The 15,195-nt window shown below is 66.7% G+C and carries 18 protein-coding genes; 9 read left to right on the top strand and 9 right to left on the bottom strand.

The genetic code is table 11. From position 1 onward, the window contains the following. Positions 1-2 precede the first annotated feature (2 nt). The 3 genes from OG394_RS14670 (at position 3) to OG394_RS14660 (ending at position 2,173) form a co-directional block, all read left to right on the top strand. Positions 3-443 (top strand): nitroreductase family deazaflavin-dependent oxidoreductase, encoded by a 441-nt coding sequence (locus OG394_RS14670; RefSeq protein WP_328995896.1) that lies wholly within the window; start codon positions 3-5, stop codon positions 441-443. 86 nt (positions 444-529) lie between these two features. Next, positions 530-1,279, top strand: coding sequence for a CDP-alcohol phosphatidyltransferase family protein (locus OG394_RS14665; RefSeq protein ID WP_328995895.1), 750 nt, complete (start codon positions 530-532; stop codon positions 1,277-1,279). A 3-nt stretch (positions 1,280-1,282) separates the two neighbouring features. Next, entirely contained in the window at positions 1,283-2,173 is an 891-nt protein-coding gene (locus OG394_RS14660; protein WP_328995894.1) for a hypothetical protein, read from the top strand. Positions 2,174-2,331: 158 nt separating this feature from the next. Here OG394_RS14660 and OG394_RS14655 read toward each other — a convergent pair whose 3' ends face one another. Continuing rightward, a complete protein-coding gene (locus OG394_RS14655) occupies positions 2,332-3,510 on the bottom strand; it encodes an AAA family ATPase (protein WP_328995893.1) in 1,179 nt (392 codons plus the stop codon). A 45-nt stretch (positions 3,511-3,555) separates the two neighbouring features. Here OG394_RS14655 and OG394_RS14650 point away from each other — a divergent pair, with 45 nt between their 5' ends. After that, a complete protein-coding gene (locus tag OG394_RS14650) occupies positions 3,556-4,047 on the top strand; it encodes an NUDIX domain-containing protein (protein WP_328995892.1) in 492 nt (163 codons plus the stop codon). Here the strand turns inward: OG394_RS14650 and OG394_RS14645 are convergent. Beyond that, on the bottom strand, positions 4,044-5,870 hold the full coding sequence (locus OG394_RS14645; protein ID WP_328995891.1) for an ABC transporter ATP-binding protein: 1,827 nt from the start codon (positions 5,868-5,870) through the stop codon (positions 4,044-4,046). The genes OG394_RS14650 and OG394_RS14645 overlap by 4 nt on opposite strands. Further along, positions 5,867-7,654 carry an ABC transporter ATP-binding protein gene (locus OG394_RS14640; protein WP_328995890.1) on the bottom strand — a complete coding sequence of 596 codons (1,788 nt, stop codon included), beginning with the start codon at positions 7,652-7,654 and terminating at the stop codon, positions 5,867-5,869. The genes OG394_RS14645 and OG394_RS14640 overlap by 4 nt, the downstream gene beginning before the upstream one ends. Positions 7,655-7,791: 137 nt before the next feature. Here OG394_RS14640 and OG394_RS14635 point away from each other — a divergent pair, with 137 nt between their 5' ends. The 4 genes from OG394_RS14635 (at position 7,792) to OG394_RS14620 (ending at position 11,280) form a co-directional block, all read left to right on the top strand. After that, positions 7,792-8,577 carry a purine-nucleoside phosphorylase gene (locus OG394_RS14635; RefSeq protein ID WP_328995889.1) on the top strand — a complete coding sequence of 262 codons (786 nt, stop codon included), beginning with the start codon at positions 7,792-7,794 and terminating at the stop codon, positions 8,575-8,577. 64 nt (positions 8,578-8,641) lie between these two features. Next, on the top strand, positions 8,642-9,049 hold the full coding sequence (locus tag OG394_RS14630) for a hypothetical protein (RefSeq protein ID WP_328995888.1): 408 nt from the start codon (positions 8,642-8,644) through the stop codon (positions 9,047-9,049). A gap of 227 nt (positions 9,050-9,276) precedes the next feature. Continuing rightward, positions 9,277-10,503 (top strand): choice-of-anchor P family protein, encoded by a 1,227-nt coding sequence (locus OG394_RS14625; RefSeq protein ID WP_328995887.1) that lies wholly within the window; start codon positions 9,277-9,279, stop codon positions 10,501-10,503. Between the two features lie 174 nt (positions 10,504-10,677). Further along, entirely contained in the window at positions 10,678-11,280 is a 603-nt protein-coding gene (locus tag OG394_RS14620) for a dihydrofolate reductase family protein (protein ID WP_328995886.1), read from the top strand. A gap of 37 nt (positions 11,281-11,317) precedes the next feature. On the opposite strand, the gene OG394_RS14615 is transcribed toward OG394_RS14620, so the two are convergent. The 6 genes from OG394_RS14615 to OG394_RS14590 all read right to left on the bottom strand — a co-directional run bounded on the left by OG394_RS14615 (position 11,318) and on the right by OG394_RS14590 (position 14,617). Beyond that, complete coding sequence (locus tag OG394_RS14615; protein WP_328995885.1) at positions 11,318-11,608, bottom strand: hypothetical protein; 291 nt, start codon at positions 11,606-11,608, stop codon at positions 11,318-11,320. Between the two features lie 100 nt (positions 11,609-11,708). Next, positions 11,709-12,095 (bottom strand): hypothetical protein, encoded by a 387-nt coding sequence (locus tag OG394_RS14610; RefSeq protein WP_328995884.1) that lies wholly within the window; start codon positions 12,093-12,095, stop codon positions 11,709-11,711. Between the two features lie 7 nt (positions 12,096-12,102). Continuing rightward, complete coding sequence (locus OG394_RS14605) at positions 12,103-12,645, bottom strand: YciI family protein (protein ID WP_328995883.1); 543 nt, start codon at positions 12,643-12,645, stop codon at positions 12,103-12,105. Between the two features lie 22 nt (positions 12,646-12,667). Then, complete coding sequence (locus OG394_RS14600; protein ID WP_328995882.1) at positions 12,668-13,486, bottom strand: alpha/beta fold hydrolase; 819 nt, start codon at positions 13,484-13,486, stop codon at positions 12,668-12,670. 24 nt (positions 13,487-13,510) lie between these two features. Further along, positions 13,511-13,978 carry a nuclear transport factor 2 family protein gene (locus OG394_RS14595; protein WP_328995881.1) on the bottom strand — a complete coding sequence of 156 codons (468 nt, stop codon included), beginning with the start codon at positions 13,976-13,978 and terminating at the stop codon, positions 13,511-13,513. A 9-nt stretch (positions 13,979-13,987) separates the two neighbouring features. After that, positions 13,988-14,617: a class I SAM-dependent methyltransferase gene (locus tag OG394_RS14590; protein WP_328995880.1), complete on the bottom strand. Its 630-nt coding sequence runs from the start codon at positions 14,615-14,617 to the stop codon at positions 13,988-13,990. Between the two features lie 73 nt (positions 14,618-14,690). Here OG394_RS14590 and OG394_RS14585 point away from each other — a divergent pair, with 73 nt between their 5' ends. Then, complete coding sequence (locus tag OG394_RS14585; RefSeq protein WP_328995879.1) at positions 14,691-15,188, top strand: AAA family ATPase; 498 nt, start codon at positions 14,691-14,693, stop codon at positions 15,186-15,188. Positions 15,189-15,195 lie beyond the last annotated feature (7 nt).

Raw genomic sequence — 15,195 nt, 5'->3', positions numbered from 1 at the left:
GTATGACCACTCAAAACGAATACGTTCCCAGCCCGGAGAAGTGGGTCCGGGACAATGTCGAGGCGATCGAGAGTTCCGGCGGTACCGAGGGCACCGGCTTCAACGGCATGGGTGTCGTACTGCTCACTATGAAGGGCGCCAAGACCGGCGCGATCCGCAAGGTTCCGGTGATGCGGGTCGAGCACGATGGTGTCTATGCGGCGGTGGCCTCGCTCGGCGGCGCCCCGAAGAACCCGGTTTGGTACAACAACCTCGTCAACGATCCGAACGTGACGCTGCAGGACGGCCCGAACATCGGCGAGTTCGTCGCGCGGGAGATTTTCGGCGAAGAGCGCGAGCTGTGGTGGGAGCGTGGTGTCGAGGCCTACCCGGACTACGCCGAGTACCAGAAGAAGACCGATCGCATCATCCCGGTCTTCGTGCTGGAGCCTGCCAAGGGCTGAGCTCACCCATGTGAGACGCTGAGAAGCGTAGTCCGGCGCACGGCGTCGACCGAGATCTGGGAGTCCTCCTGACCACACACGACGCGGTGCAAGAACCGTTCGCCGTCTCGACGAGACTGCGACTGGCCGGGCTCGCCCTGCATGCCTATACCGCGAGCGGCTCGGTGCTCGCACTGCTGATCGTGATCGCGGCCATCGACGGTGACGCGGTCCGGGCCCTCTGGCTGGGCCTGGCCGCGCTCATCATCGACGGCACCGACGGCATGATCGCCCGTCGGTTGCGGGTCAAGGAGACCATTCCCTGGTTCGACGGCGCGCGGCTGGACGACATCGTCGACTACCTGACCTACGCGTTCGCGCCGATCGTGCTGCTCTGGACCGGGGACTACCTGCCGGAAGGCTGGATCGGGGCCGTGCTGGCGGCGCTGCCGTTGCTTGCCTCGAGCTACCAGTTCTGCCGGGTCGACGCGAAGACCGATGACCACTTCTTCCTCGGCTTCCCGAGCTACTGGAACGTCGTCGCCTTCTACGTGGTGATCCTCAGCCTCAGCCCGACCGCCACCGGCATCATCCTGCTGGTCTGCTCGGTGCTGGTCTTCGTCCCGGTCAAGTACGTCTATCCGTCGCGGACCAAGGCCTTCCGCTCGCTGAACCTGCTCACCACCTGCGTCTGGCTCATCGCGTACGCCGTACTGCTGACCCAGATGCCGGACCCGAGCACCATCGTCATCGCGATCTCCCTGGCCTACCTCGCGTACTACGCGGGGCTGAGCCTCTATCTGACCGCGCGTGCTTCGAGAAAGCGCGAGCCGCAGGCGGCGATGGCGGGCGACTGACCGGTGGTCCTGGGACTTGGCGCCGCATTGGGGGCCGCCGTTCTGTTCGGAGTGGCGGCCATCCTGCAGGCCATCGGCTCGCGCAAGGTGCCGACCGGTTCCGAGCTGGACCCGCGGATCCTGGTCGCGTTCGTCGGGCAGTTGCTGCGGCAACCTGCTTTCCTGGGCGCGCTCGCGTTGAACCTGGCCGGTTTCGGCCTGCACTTCGTGGCGTTGCGGCACCTCCCGCTGTATCTCGCGCAGGCCGGTATCGCGGGCAGCCTGGCGGTCACCGCACTGCTCGCCACCCGGGTCATGCACGATCGCCTGAGCGCGGTCGAATGGTCGGCCGTCGTCGGCATGTGCGCTGGCCTGGCTCTCCTGGCTGCCTCCTCGGGTGATGCCGGTGTGGACACGGCCGGCACTGGTTTGATCGTTGGTCTGGTGGTCGGTCTGATCGTCATCGCGGTGCTCGGGCTTGTTGTCAGCCGCTCGCTACACGCGATCGCGACCGCAGTGCTGGGAGTGCTCGCGGGCTTCGGCTTCGCGGGCGTGGCGATCTCGGCGCGGCTGCTCCCGGAAGGCGGGCTCGCGGAGATCGTGCGGGGGCCCACGGCCTACACGATGCCGATCAGCGCGGCACTGGCCTTCCTGCTGTATTCGATGGCGTTGCAACGCGGCACGGTAACGGTCGCGACTGCCTCGATGATCGCGATCCAGACCGTGGCGCCCGCAGCGGTCGGCGTACTGCTCCTGAGCGACGAGATCCGCCCGGGCTGGGCCGTCGGCGCGATCGCCGGCTTCGCCATCACCGCAGCCGGCGCCCTGATCCTCGTCCGCTTCGAACGCGTCCGCGACGAGGCACCAGATGAGGCCGACAACGGAGCAGACGCAGAAGCCGGCTCCCCGGCCTAGCGGTCCCTCGACCCTGCGGGGCCCGGGGCCGACTATGCGACGAGTGGACGCGTTGTGCACCCCAACTCGCACCGGGAATACCCCGGCGCAGAAGTCCACCCGGCTCTGGAACGGGTGCACAACGCGTCCACTCGTCGCATAGTCGAGGGTGGCGCCAGTCATCGGGTCGGCCACTTCCAAGGTGGTTCGTCCAAGGGGCGCTGGCCGTCGATGGTGGTCTCGCCGAATGACTTGATCAGCTCTACCAGCCGAAGGTCGATGCCGAGTTCGTCCGATCCGCCTTGGAGGGCGGCCAGGAACGGGCGGGAATGCGTGACCACGATGACCTGGGTGTCCTTGGCCGCGGTGACGACGAGATTCGCCAACGCAGGCAGGAGATCCGGGTGCAGGCTCGTCTCCGGCTCGTTCAGTACGAGTAGCGCCGGCGGTCGTGGTGTGAGCAGCGCAGCGACCCACAGCAGGTACCGCAGGGTGCCATCCGACAGCTCGGCGCCCGACAACGGTCGAAGCAATCCGTGCTGGTGAAAGGCAACCTCGAAACGCCCGCTGTCGGTGGTTATCTGCACCCGGCTGCCAGGAAAGGCCTGCTCGATCGCATCATCCAGCGCACCCGGCGGCCCGATCTCCCGGATCGTCTGCAGCGCCGCCGCCACGTCAGCGCCCTCGGGCCCGAGCACGGGCGTACGAGTCCCGATCTGCACCTGTCGCGCGGGCGCATCGGCATCCGTCCGCAAGTGGTCGTAGAACCGCCACGACCTGATCCGCTCCCGCAGTGTCAGCAGCTCCGGCGCCCGCTGCGGATCGGCGAATTCGCTCAGCATGCTGTCGAACGTCTGCAGCAAATGCCCGCCATCCGTCCACCCGCCGTCCTCACCGCGGATCCGAACGCGCCCGCCTTTCCGCTCGACCAGCAGCGCCGCCGGTCGCAGAAACGGCCCGGCCCACAACACCTCCTGCTTGATCTCGGGATCCAGCGAAAAGGCGCCGGCCGGTGGTCGCGGCAGACCGAAGTCGACCGAATAGCCGTAGTCGTCCGACGCGAACCCCATCCGCAAAGACACGGGCCCGGCGCGGACTGTCCCCTGCACGGGATGCTCCCCACGTCGTACGGCCTTGCTGATCACATCCGGCCCGGCCCACAACGTCGACGGCAGCCCGCCCTCCCGCGCGAGCGCCGCCACCGCACCGTTGCGCGAGGCATCCGCGAGTAGCCGCAATGACCGGTACAAACTCGACTTCCCCGTGCCGTTGGAGCCGGTCACCACGTTCAACCGGCCCAACGGCAGCACCAGCCGCCGGAGTGACCGGTAGTTCTCGATCGCCAACGTGGTGAGCATGAAAAGCAACGTACACAGGCCCTCCGACAGTTCTAGAGTGACCGAGTGCCAACCTTCCGCCACGCTGTCCGCGCCCTCATCGTCGACGAGTCCGACCACGTCCTGCTCTGCCGGCTCGAACTGACCGATCACGCCGACAAGGTCATCCTCACCTCTCCCGGCGGTGGAATCGAACTGGGAGAGTCCCTCCAGGACGCCCTCGCGAGGGAGCTGATGGAGGAGGTCGGCCTGTCACTCCGGGATCTGGTTCCGCAGCCGCTCTGGCGCCAGCAGGCGGAGGGCCCGCGGTACGCCAAGGGATATGACGGCGTCGTCAACACGTACTTCCTGGTCCGGGTGCCACGATTCGAACCGCGTGGCGCGCTGACCGACGAAGAGTTGGCCGCGGAGAACCTCACCGAGCTCAAGTGGTGGTCGCTCAAAGAGCTCGAGGAGTACGACGGAGACGCGTTCTTCTCCCCGCGGGCCTTTCCGCAGCTCTACCGGGACTACCTCGAACAAGGCGTCCCGGCAGAGCCACGGAAACTAGGCCTCTAGGCCAGCGAATCGACCCAGGCCTGGTGCAGCCCGGCGTACTGCCCGCCCGTGCCGATCAGGTCGTCCGGCGAACCGTCCTCGATGATGCGGCCGTGTTCGAGCACGATCACCCGGTCGGCCGTTTCGACCGTGGACAGCCGGTGCGCGATGACGATGGCGGTCCGGTCGGTGAGGATGGTCCGGAGCGCGCGCTGGACCAGCCGCTCGCTCGGGATATCCAGGCTGGACGTTGCCTCGTCCAGGATCAATACGGCCGGATCCGCGAGGAAGGCCCGAGCGAAAGCGACCAACTGCCGTTGGCCGGCGGACAACCGCGAACCGCGCTTCTCCACCGAGGTGTCGTAGCCGTCTGGCAACGCCGAGATGAAGTCGTGCGCGCCGATCACCTTCGCCGCGTCGACCACTTCGGCCATCGTCGCGTCCGGTTTGCCGAACCGGATGTTGTCCGCGACGGATCCGGTGAAGAGGAAGTTCTCCTGCGTCACCATCACCACCCGCTCCCGCAGGTCGTCTTCGGTCAACCGGCGCAGGTCGATACCGTCCAGCAGCACCTGTCCGCCGGTCGGGTCGTAGAACCGGGCCACCAGTTTGGCGATGGTGGTCTTACCCGCGCCGGTGGTACCGACGAGGGCGAGCGTCTGACCCGCCGGGATCTCCAGGTCGAGCCCCGGCAGCACCGCCACTCCGTCGACGTACGAGAAACGCACATTGCGCATCTCCAGGTGCCCGCGGGCTCGACCAGGCTTGACCGGCTCAACCGGCTCGGGCACGTCCGGCTCTTCCGCCAGCACCGTCGACAGCTTCTCCAGCGCCGCACTGGCCGACTGGAAGGTGTTGTAGAACTGCGAGATCTCCTGCAGCGGCTCGAAGAACTGCCGCAGGTACAAGGTGAAGGCCGTCAGTACGCCGACCGTCACCCGTCCGTGGTACGCCTCCCAGGCGCCGTACACCAGGATCGCGACGATCGTGATGTTGCCGACGCCTTTGACCGACGGCATGAAGATCGCGTTGATCCGGAACGACTCCAGGTTGGCCGCCCGGTACTTGTCGTTGACCCCGTGGAAGATCTCCTCGTTGCGCGGCTCCCGGCGGAAGGCCTGCACCGCGCGAATACCGGTCATCGACTCGACGAAGTGCACGATGACGAGTGCGACGGCCTCGCGCGTCCGCCGGTAGACCTGGGCCGAACGGCGCCGGAACCAGGCCGTGATCATGAAGAGGATCGGGAACGACAGTAGTGCGGCAAGCCCGAGCTTGAGGTCCAGCGTCAGCAACAGGATCGCTGTACCGAACAGCGTGAGCAGTGCCGTCACCAGACCGTCGAACCCGGTCTCCAGCATCTCGTCGATTACGTCCACGTCAGACGTCAGACGCGAGATGACCCGGCCAGACGTGTACTTGTCGTGGAACGACGGGCTGAGCCGCTGGAAGTGGTCGAACACCCTACGGCGTAGTCCGAGCAGAATCGTCTGCCCGAGCTTCCCCGACCGCATAAGGAACAGTTGCCGGGCAAAGGCCTGTATGAGCGCCATAGCCAGTACGAAGCTCACCACCGTGATGAGGGTGGTAGCGCCTTCTCCTGCCAGGATCGGCGGGATGCCGTTGTCGATGCCGAGGTGCACCAGGTACGGCACGGCAAGACGGGCAGCGTTCTCTATGACGACGATGAGTACTAGTAGCCAGATCAGCTTCTTGTAAGGGCGTAGGAGCTCTCCAAGCAGCTTGCGCGACTGCTCTTTCAGTACGAGCGACGCCGCCTGCGGGAGGTCATCGCCGTTCTCCTCGGCATAACCGCGCCAAGCCTGCTCTGCCGTCTGCGTCATGCGAGGACCTCCTCTTCAGCCGCAAGAAGAGTCCTGTACGCCGGAACCGTGGCGAGTAGTTCCGCATGGGTCCCGACATGCGTGATGGTCCCGCCTTGGAGCAGCGCGACCTGATCCGCAAGCATCACCGTGGACGCTCTATGCGCCACCACGATGCCAGTGGTCTCGGAGAGCACGTTGCGAAGCGCCTCCTCGACCAGTGCCTCGGTGTGTACGTCGAGCGCCGAGAGCGTGTCGTCCAGTACCAGCACGGCAGGACGCGCCAGAACCGCTCTGGCCAGTGCAAGTCGTTGCCGCTGGCCACCGGACAAGGACATGCCCTGCTCGCCCACCCGGGTCTCCAGGCCCCAGGGAAGCTCGTTGGCGAACGTGGCCTGGGCGATCTCCAGAGCCTGCTGGATGTCCTCGTCGGTCGCGTCGGGCCGGCCGAGGGTGAGGTTCTCCCGGACGCTCATCGAGAACAGCGTCGGGTCGTCGAACGCCGAGGCGACCGCGGACCGCAACGAGGTCAGCGTCAGATCCCGCACGTCGTGAGCGTCGATGGTGATCCGCCCGGCGGTGACGTCGTACAGGCGGGGGATCAAGGCGGTCAGGGTGGTCTTGCCCGAGCCGGTGGCGCCGACCAGGGCGAGCGTCGTACCGGGTGGCAGGTCGAGGTTGATGTCGTGCAGTACGTCGGGGGAGTCCGGGGCGAACCGGAAGCCGACGCCTTCGAAGCGAAGGTGCCCGTGCGGCTCGGTCAGTTCGTCCGGGCCGGAGGTGATGGTGGATTCGGTGTCGAGGATCTCGGTGATCCGGTCGGCCGAGGTCATTGCCTCCTGGGCCATCGCCAGGATGAACCCGAGCGATTCCACCGGCCAAATCAGCGACAGCATCAGCGTGATGAACGCGACCAGCGTGCCCAAGGTGATGGTGTTGTTGCCGACGGCCAGGGCGCCGAGCAGCAGCACGATCACCAGGGTCAGGTTCGGGATGACCTCGAGGAAGGTCCAGAACCTCGAGGCCAGCCGGACCTTCTCGATCGACGTGCCGTACAGCTTGACCGCGCCGTCGTTGAACTGCGACTTCACGTGTTCGCGCCGCCCGAAGGCCTTGATCACGCGGAAGCCGAGCGCGGACTCCTCGATCGAGGTGGCCAGGTCGCCCTGCTGGTCCTGCACCCGCCGGGAGATGGCCAGGTACTTCTTCTCGAAGCGGAGCGACATCACGATGATCGGCACGGCCGCGGCGAGCACGATGATGCCGAGCGGCCAGTAGAGGTTGAGCAGCAGGATCGTCACGACGATCAGCTGCAGGATGTTGATCACCAGGAACAGCAGGCCGAAACCCATGAACCGGCGAATGGTGGACAGGTCGACGGTGACGCGGGACAGCAGCTGCCCGCTCTGCCAGCGGGTGTGGAACTCCATCGGCAGGGCCTGCAACCGCACGTACAGGTCGTGGCGCAGGGTGGCTTCGAGGTCGCTGACGGCCCGGGACTGCGCCCAGCGGCGGATCAGGACGAGGAGGACTTCGGCGAGGCTGAGGGCGAGGGCCAGCAGGCCCAGCGGGAGGAGGAGGTCGATCTCCCGGCGGCTGACGGGTCCGTCGATGACGGCCCGGGTGACCAGGGGGATCGAGAGGCTGACACCAACACCGACGATGGCGGTGCTGAACATCGTGATCAGCCGCCACTTGTGCGGCCGGAGGTAGGGGGTGAGCCGGAGGAGATTGCGGCTGCGGCGAGGGGTTCGGTTGGAGACGGGTCGGATCGACGGCGCGTGGGCTGGTTGCTCAGACGGCATCTGGAGGGGCGCACTTCCCATCATGCTCGGCAGTGGGGATCGGCGACCGGAAAACGGCGCACTTTCCAGTATCGCCTACGAGGTAAGCGCTTGTCCCGACATTTCCACTAGCTGCAATCTGGCAGACTCGCGCCGTGATGAATGAGGCCTCGGAGCTCGCTCAGACCGCAGCGGACTCATTGCGAACCGCTATAGGAGTCCAGTCGTACGACGCGGTGGTGGTGCTCGGTTCGGGGTGGACCGGCGCCGCGGCAGCCTTCGGCGACGTGCTCGGCGAGGTGCCGGTCGCGGAGCTGCCGGGGTTCCATCCGCCGGTGGCCGACGGCCATGCCGGATTGGCTCGCGCCTATCGGGTCGGCTCTCGCTCGGTGCTCGCGTTCCTCGGCCGGACCCACTTGTACGAGGGGCACGGACCGGCCGCGGTGGCCCACCCGATCCGGACGGCCGCGGCCCTCGGCGCGCGACTCGCCGTACTCACGAACGCGAATGGCTCGCTGCGGCCGGAGTGGAACACCGGCACGGGCGTGGTCATCTCCGATCACCTCAACCCGACTTTCGCGACGCCTCTCACCGGCTCGGAGTTCGTCGACCTGACCGACGCGTGGAGCCCGCGGCTGCGTAACGCCGTACTGGATGCTTTTCCGGAGTTGGCCGAGGGCGTCTACGTGATGTTGCCGGGGCCGCAGTACCAGACGCTGGCCGAGACGAAGATGCTGCGCGTTCTCGGTGCGGACATCGTCGGCATGTCGACTGTGGTCGAGGCCCTCGCCGCCCGGGCGCTCGACCTGGAGCTGTTCGGGCTGTCCGTCGTCACCGTCCGCGAGGGCATGGGCGACGTGATCGACCCGGACGAGGTAGTCGCCCAAGCCGCTGCCGCCGCCGACCGCCTCGGCGCCGTACTCGCGTGGGTTCTGAACCAGTAATCGTCGTGAGGTTGCGTAGTGCTACTCATGTGCCGAGGGATGCCTGAGCCGCAGGGTTGTGGGTATGAACACGACAACAGTTGCGAAGCGCAAGGCTGGTTCTGAGCTCGCGGGCGCGTTGGCCCTCGCGGTGGCTACTGGAGCTACGTGGTACGGCTGGCTCGGATGGGATACGCAGCGGACGATCGACCCGATCACGCAGCACTCCACGGGGCCGTACGAGCCCTGGCAGGTAGTCGGCTGCCTGGCGACTCTGGTGGCCGTGGCCATCGTCGCGTCGTTCCGGCTGCACTTGGTCACAGTGGTCGCCGTGATGGCAGTGGTCTTCACGGCCGCCTGGTCCATCGACGCGGTCGGCGGCGACGACTCGGGCCTCTGGGTCGTCGGAGCCGCCATGATCGCCGTCGGCATGACCCTCGGCTCGCTGATCACCACCCTCGCCACTCGATTGCTGGCGAATAGGCCGCTTTGACCAGTTTTCAGGCGTGAGTGACAGTCGAATCGTTACACTCTGTAACGATTCGTGTCGGAATTGCGATAAGCTCAGCGAACGGGGCTCCTGACACTTCGCGCTGCCAGTGCGGGTGTCACTCAGCAGCAGAGCAGTGCTGCGTCGGGGATTTCACCGTGCCACGGACCGGACTCACCCGGTTCGTGCGTGGGGCCTGCACATATTGCTCCATAAGGAGTTGGCACGCCATGACACTCAGAACCAGGTTCAAGGCAGTCGTCGCATCAACCGTCGTACTGGTGGTCGCGGGCTCAAGTCTGGTCGCGGGCACGCTGCCGGCGCAGGCCTCCACCCGTTTCGGGTACAGCGGCTATTCGCACGGCACACTCGTCGCCAGTGGACTGGTGAACTCCGGCCCTCAGGTCGCGAGCTTCTTCGGTTGCACCAGGCAAGTATCGCTCTACCGGGCGAACACGGCGGCGTCGGCAGTCGTGAATGGTCAGACGTTCGCGCACACCGTGGCGACGAAAACCTATACGCACAACGATTCCCGGGGTGACGGCACCACCAGCTTCGGCACTGCCGCGAATATCAAACTCGGGCTGCTGTTCGAGCTGGTAGGCGCGCAGAGCTACTCGCAGGCGGTGTACAAGAACGGCGCGTTCCAGACCGTCGCGGGCTCGCGTTTCGCCGCGGTCAAGATCGCGGGTGTCCCGGTTCCCGGGCTGGCGAACCCTGCTCCCAACACGACCGTTTCCGTGCCAGGGCTGGGATTCCTGCAGCTGAACCGGACGATCAAGACCAAGACGCCGCAGAGCGCGACGGCCAGTTCGGTCGCGGTGCTGATCCACTCGACCGTGTCGAACCCGTACCTGCCGAAGGGCGCGACAGTGGCTCTACTGCTGACCAGCGCCTCGGTTGGCGGTCCCAGTACGGCGTTGCTCCGCGGCAAGGCGTACACGACCCAGGTCAACGTCGGCAACGTCATCACCTCGGGCCCGACGTCGTTGCAGACCACCTGCTTCGGCACCAACGGCGCCTTGCGAACGGTCAACGTGGCCGGTCTGACCGTGCCGAACGTTGCCACCGTCAACGGTCTGACCACCACCCAAGCCGGTTCGCTGCGGCCCACCATTGCCACCGGCAACATGTCGGCATCGGTTGCCTCGGTCAACCTTGGCAACGGCAAGGTCAAACTGACCGCGGTCACAGCCCGGACGGCCGCCACGAAGACCGGCGGCAAGTACTACACGGCCTGGAGTACGTCGATCGGCTCACTGGTCATCAACGGGCAGTCCGTCCCGATCCCGACCGCACCCAACCAGCAGCTCAACGTCGCCGGCCTGGGCACGCTGACCTTCAACAAGCTCAGCCGCAAGACCGGCTTCGTCTCGGTCACCGCCGTCGAACTCCGCATCACCGCCCTCAACACCACCATCCAAATCTCCCACGCCGATTCCGGCATAGTCGGCTAACCCGGACCACCCAGGTCGCGAGTCGGCCCGCCCAGCCTCCCTGGGCGGGCCGACTCGCGCGGCTGAGATTGCGTAGGTCACCGCCCTCGCCACTCGCCTCCTCGCCAACCGCCCCCTCTGAGCGGATCTCGCTGGGACAATGTCGAGATCACCTCGACCTTTGGGAGTGGAGCGATGGGCTCGACCGTGCTGTACATGTCAATGTCCCTCGACGGGTTCATCACGGGGCCCAACGTCCGCCCGGACAACGGTCTCGGCGACGGCGGTGAACGGCTGCATGAGTGGGTCCTCGCGGGCGGCGACGATTTCGAGACGGCCGTCCAGCGGCTGGAAGGCGTGAATCGCCAGCTCTACGACGAGTTCATGTCCACCGGGGCCGTGGTGGCCGGCCGGGCGACCTTCGAACCGGCGGGCGGCTGGGGCGGCGACCACCATGACGGCGTACCGATCTACATCCTCAGCCGCAACCCGGCACCTGATTGGGCGGCGGACTGGCCCTTGGTGCACTACGTGAGCGATCTCGAGGCCGCCATTCGGGACGCCAAGGACGCCGCCGGTGACAAGGACGTACTGGTGCACGGATCGGGTATCGCGCAACGCGCCCTCACCGCGGGCCTCCTCGACGAACTCGAGATCCACCTGATCCCGGTCTTCCTCGGCGACGGCACCCGCCTCTTCGAACACCTAGGCCCCAGCGAGCTGGAACGCACCCGCGTCCTCACGGGGGAAGCCGGCGTAACCCACCTCCACTACCGCGTCCTCCACGGCAATCGGTGATCAGCGGGCGACTTCAGGCGGGTTGTTTCTAGGCTCGTTATTGGGCGGCTTGTTTGGGCGGCTCGTCCCACCACGGCTCGTCGACCACCACGGTGAAATCGGGCAGGGCGGCGCGAATCTCGGCCAGCAACTCCCGCCCCTCCGCCAGCCAGACGGGATCACCAGGCCCCTCGGCCGGGATCCGGTCCTCCTCGTACCGGGCGTGCCAACTCCGGATCCGCTCGACCAGCCCCGGCGCCAACCCCAGCCCGTCGAGGTCCACCGCTCGCCCACCGTCATCCCACAACGGCCCCGGCCCATAATCCGGCCAAAACTCGATCCTCGTCACCCCCGCATCCTCCCGCCCCACCAACCCAACCCCCAAACCCCTCACCGGGCGCGCTGGGGCTCGAGTCGCCGTACGACGGCCGCGCTCGAAGAGGTGCGGACTAGCAGCTGACGCGGAAGACCAGTACGTCGCGACCGTCGGTTGTAGTCCATCGCCGGGCTTCTAGGCCCCAGCCGGTCGTTGGGTCCGGGAGGCCGTCGTCCGAGAGGTAGAGGCTGGACAATCGCCGGGTCCAGGCGGCCGTCGTGTTGCCCGCGATCCTGTAGACCGGGGGCGGGTAGTTGGCCGTGTCGTCGACGAGGAGCAGCTCGATCGCGGGGGAGCGCCTGATGAACGCCTCGACCTCGTCGCCGTCGAGCCACTCGTCCGGTTGCGCTGGCTGGTACGTCGTACCGTCGCCGGCCTGGATCTCATCACCGTGCAGCTTGTTCGGTGCGTACCTGAGGTCGGGCGCGGGTTGTGCGAGTTCCTCGGGACTGAACTTCATTTGGGCGTTAGCGGCGGCCGCCGAAGGACCAGTGGTGGACTTCGGTGGGGGTGTTGGCGCCTGCGGGGAGGAGGGTGGCGGCGGTTTCGCGGTCCGGCGCTTCTGCGAGGACGGCGCGGCCGAGTCGTACGTCGGTGTCGATGGCGAGCAGGTCGCCGTACACGATCAGGTGTTTCGACGGGGTCGGCGCGGGGGTGGACTCGTCCAGGGTGAGTAGGAGGTACCGGCCGTAGTTGTCGACGGCGTCGGTGAAGTCCCACATGGTTCGGCCGAGGGTGTTGTGGAAGCGGTAGAGCTGGACCGACTCGAAGACGCCGCCCTTGTAGTACGGCTCTTCGAAGGCGAACGCGCGGGCCGCCTCCACGTCCGGAAGGCCGACGATGTGCATGCTGCCGGTCGATTCGGCGTCGTCGTCCTGGCCGGTCAACGTCGGGCCGCGGGCGATGAGCTGTTCGCCGTACCCGTCCATGAAGGCCCAGTGTTCCTCGGTCAGTTTCGCCTTGAGTTCGGCGGTGCCGGGCAGGTCGCGGCCGTATACGAAGTACTCCACGACCGGTCACTCTAGTGGCCCGTTAGCCGACGAAGGGATGGCGGCGCAGGAACGCGTTGGTAGCGGCCGCGAGGTCTCTTGCATGGGTTAGGGCCAAGGAGTGGTCGGCGCCGGGGATGAGTATTTGTTCAGCTTGCGGGAGCCAGCCCAGGACGACTTGCAGTTCCTCTTCGAACCACGCTCCGCTCACCGTGCCACCGACGCACAGGACCGGCTGGCTGATGCGGCGTGCGTCTTCTGCGGCGAAGCGCCAGGTCATGAGTGCGGGGATGTCGGTGGCGAAGAAGGTTTCGGCATCTCGTTCAGTCTGAGCAACGCCGCCTGGAACGTGCTGTTCGATATCGCGCCGCCAGTCGGGTCCGACGATCCGGCCCAGAAAGCGCCCGAGGGCCAACGCAGGACCAAGTCGCCGGTGCTCCTCGAGGAGTTGCCTATTCGCGGCGAAGAACTCATCGGCGCGCAGGATGTGCACCGGCGGTGGCTCGATCACGCACAGGCTGTGGACACACTCCGGTGACGTGGCGGCCAGCTGCAACGCCACAGCGGCGCTGTACGACACTCCCATCACGTGCGCGCGCTCGATGCCGAGAGCCGCGAGTAGTTGCCGGCAGTCGGCGGCATCGCGTTCGATTGACCCCGGACCCTCGACGGGACTGCTGCCCGCGTAGCCGCGCCGGTGATACAGGACGACTTGATAGTTGTCGCCGAGGTCGGGATGACGGGCGAGGGGCAGGAACTCGTCGGCCGTCAACGCGGTCTGGATCAGCACCACCGGCTCACCAGCGCCGCGAACATCGACTTCCAACTCCGCGTCCCCAACAGATACGCGACGCGATTCCACGTTGGGCCTCCTCGTCGCCAATCTTCAGCGGTCCTGGTTCCCCGGGACGGTCGCCGCTGGTGGCGGCGCGGGAGTGGGCGGCGGCGCGGGAGGGGGAGGCGGCTGGTCCGCGAGCTGCTTCGAGCGCCAGGGCGCACGCCAATCCGCGGGTTTCCACGCGTCCATGATGTAGATGCGCTCGTGGGCAACCCTGTCCCCGCGGAACTCGAGCAGGTTGACAGTCACCATCCACGGTGCGCCGTTGTAGCTGATCAGATTCTCGACCACCACCAGGTCGCCGCGATGCGTGATGCGCCGGGTATGGAACTGCAACCACGCCGGATACCGACGCCGCCACTCCCGGAAGTTCGCGACGCCTTCGAAGCGCTCGCCCGACTGGGGAAACTCGAGTATGGCGTCCTCGTGGTAGATCTCGTGAGAGATGTCCTCGTCTCTACCGGAATACTCCCAATGCCGCTTCAACCTGGCCAGCAGTTCCGCATCGATGGGCATTCGGCCTCCTCACCACTTCACGCGGGCCGCGACGAAGCTCCGGACTTCGAAGAGCACCTCGCCGCCCAGTTCGTCGGCGAGCTGTGTGCTCGTCAGGTAGCGCTTGTAGATGCGGTGCCGAGAGCCGTTGTTGAGCGTCCGTTCCAGCCACTGCTCGGGCTCGACTCCGGCCCGCAGGGCGGTGTCGATGACGATCAGCTCACCGGCTACGCGCCGTACCTCGGTCAGGAAGGCCGTCTGCTCGTCGAGCGCCAGGTGGCCGTAGAAGTGGCCGGTCAGCACTCGGTCGAAGGCTCCGTCGGCGAACGGGAGTTCCAGGGCGTCACCGACGATGACCATGCCCGCCGGGAGTCGCGATCGGGCTCGGGCGACCATCGCGGGGCTCCGGTCCAGCCCGATGGCGACTCCGTGAAGGTGACGCGTCAAGAACCCGGTGCCGCAGGCGACGTCGAGAGTTCGCGCCGCCGGCAACCCGCCCACCAGGTCCACCAGGCGCGAAACCTCCAGCTGCCAGCCCGGCGGGTTGAGCGACGCGAACCGGCCCTGCCCCAGATACCACTCGTCGTACTCCTCGGCGCGCTGCTCGTAGTAGGCAGCGGTCGCGGCATCACGAGCGAAAGCGGGGACCCGGTCCGGCACACCCTCAGTGTGTCCGCATGACGAAGGCCCCGCCACTGGCTGGCGGGGGCCTTCGGTCGAGCGGGTGACGGGGATGCCGGGGGCTGGGAAGTCGACGGTGACCAGGCTGGTGGCTGAGCGGCTGTCGCGTTCCGCGAGGCTCGATGGCGATGAGGTCAACCGGATGATTGTCAGCGGGTTTGTGTGGGCTCTGGGGGAGCCCGCCGACGAGGCTGCGCGGCAAGTGGAGTTGTTGCACCGCAATCTGAGCACGCTGGCGACCAATTTCGCCGACGCCGGCTTCACCCCCGTGATGGACGTCCTGGTCCATTCCCGCAAGCAGCTGGATTTCTTCCTCGAATCCTTGGCGCCGCGCGAGGTGTTGTTCGTTGTCCTCACGCCGGGCATCGAGGTCTGCAAGTACCGAAACACGATCAGGGATCCACGGGAACGGTTCGACTTCGAGGGGTACGACGGGCTCGAGGCTGAGATGAAGCGGGAGCTCGGCGATGCCGGCTGGTGGTTCGACACCGCGGCCCTCACCCCCGACGAGACCGCTGATCGGATCGTGGCGTCGGCGGCCGGCGCATGACGAAGGC

The sequence above is a fragment of the Kribbella sp. NBC_01245 genome, from assembly GCF_036226525.1.
GTDB lineage: Bacteria > Actinomycetota > Actinomycetes > Propionibacteriales > Kribbellaceae > Kribbella.
The sequence above is the reverse complement of the archived record's forward strand: the minus strand, read 5'-3'. Positions and strand labels throughout refer to the sequence as shown.

Excerpts from the sequence above, each read along its gene's own strand:
- OG394_RS14595 (WP_328995881.1), bottom strand. The coding sequence starts at position 13,978 with ATGCCCATCGATGCGGAACTGCTGGCCAGGTTGAAGCGGCATTGGGAG.
- OG394_RS14630 (WP_328995888.1), top strand. The coding sequence starts at position 8,642 with ATGAACACGACAACAGTTGCGAAGCGCAAGGCTGGTTCTGAGCTCGCG.
- OG394_RS14655 (WP_328995893.1), bottom strand. The coding sequence starts at position 3,510 with ATGCTCACCACGTTGGCGATCGAGAACTACCGGTCACTCCGGCGGCTG.
- OG394_RS14585 (WP_328995879.1), top strand. The coding sequence starts at position 14,691 with ATGCCGGGGGCTGGGAAGTCGACGGTGACCAGGCTGGTGGCTGAGCGG.
- OG394_RS14625 (WP_328995887.1), top strand. The coding sequence starts at position 9,277 with ATGACACTCAGAACCAGGTTCAAGGCAGTCGTCGCATCAACCGTCGTA.
- OG394_RS14645 (WP_328995891.1), bottom strand. The coding sequence starts at position 5,870 with ATGACGCAGACGGCAGAGCAGGCTTGGCGCGGTTATGCCGAGGAGAAC.
- OG394_RS14610 (WP_328995884.1), bottom strand. The coding sequence starts at position 12,095 with ATGAAGTTCAGTCCCGAGGAACTCGCACAACCCGCGCCCGACCTCAGG.
- OG394_RS14635 (WP_328995889.1), top strand. The coding sequence starts at position 7,792 with ATGAATGAGGCCTCGGAGCTCGCTCAGACCGCAGCGGACTCATTGCGA.
- OG394_RS14670 (WP_328995896.1), top strand. The coding sequence starts at position 3 with ATGACCACTCAAAACGAATACGTTCCCAGCCCGGAGAAGTGGGTCCGG.
- OG394_RS14640 (WP_328995890.1), bottom strand. The coding sequence starts at position 7,654 with ATGCCGTCTGAGCAACCAGCCCACGCGCCGTCGATCCGACCCGTCTCC.
- OG394_RS14620 (WP_328995886.1), top strand. The coding sequence starts at position 10,678 with ATGGGCTCGACCGTGCTGTACATGTCAATGTCCCTCGACGGGTTCATC.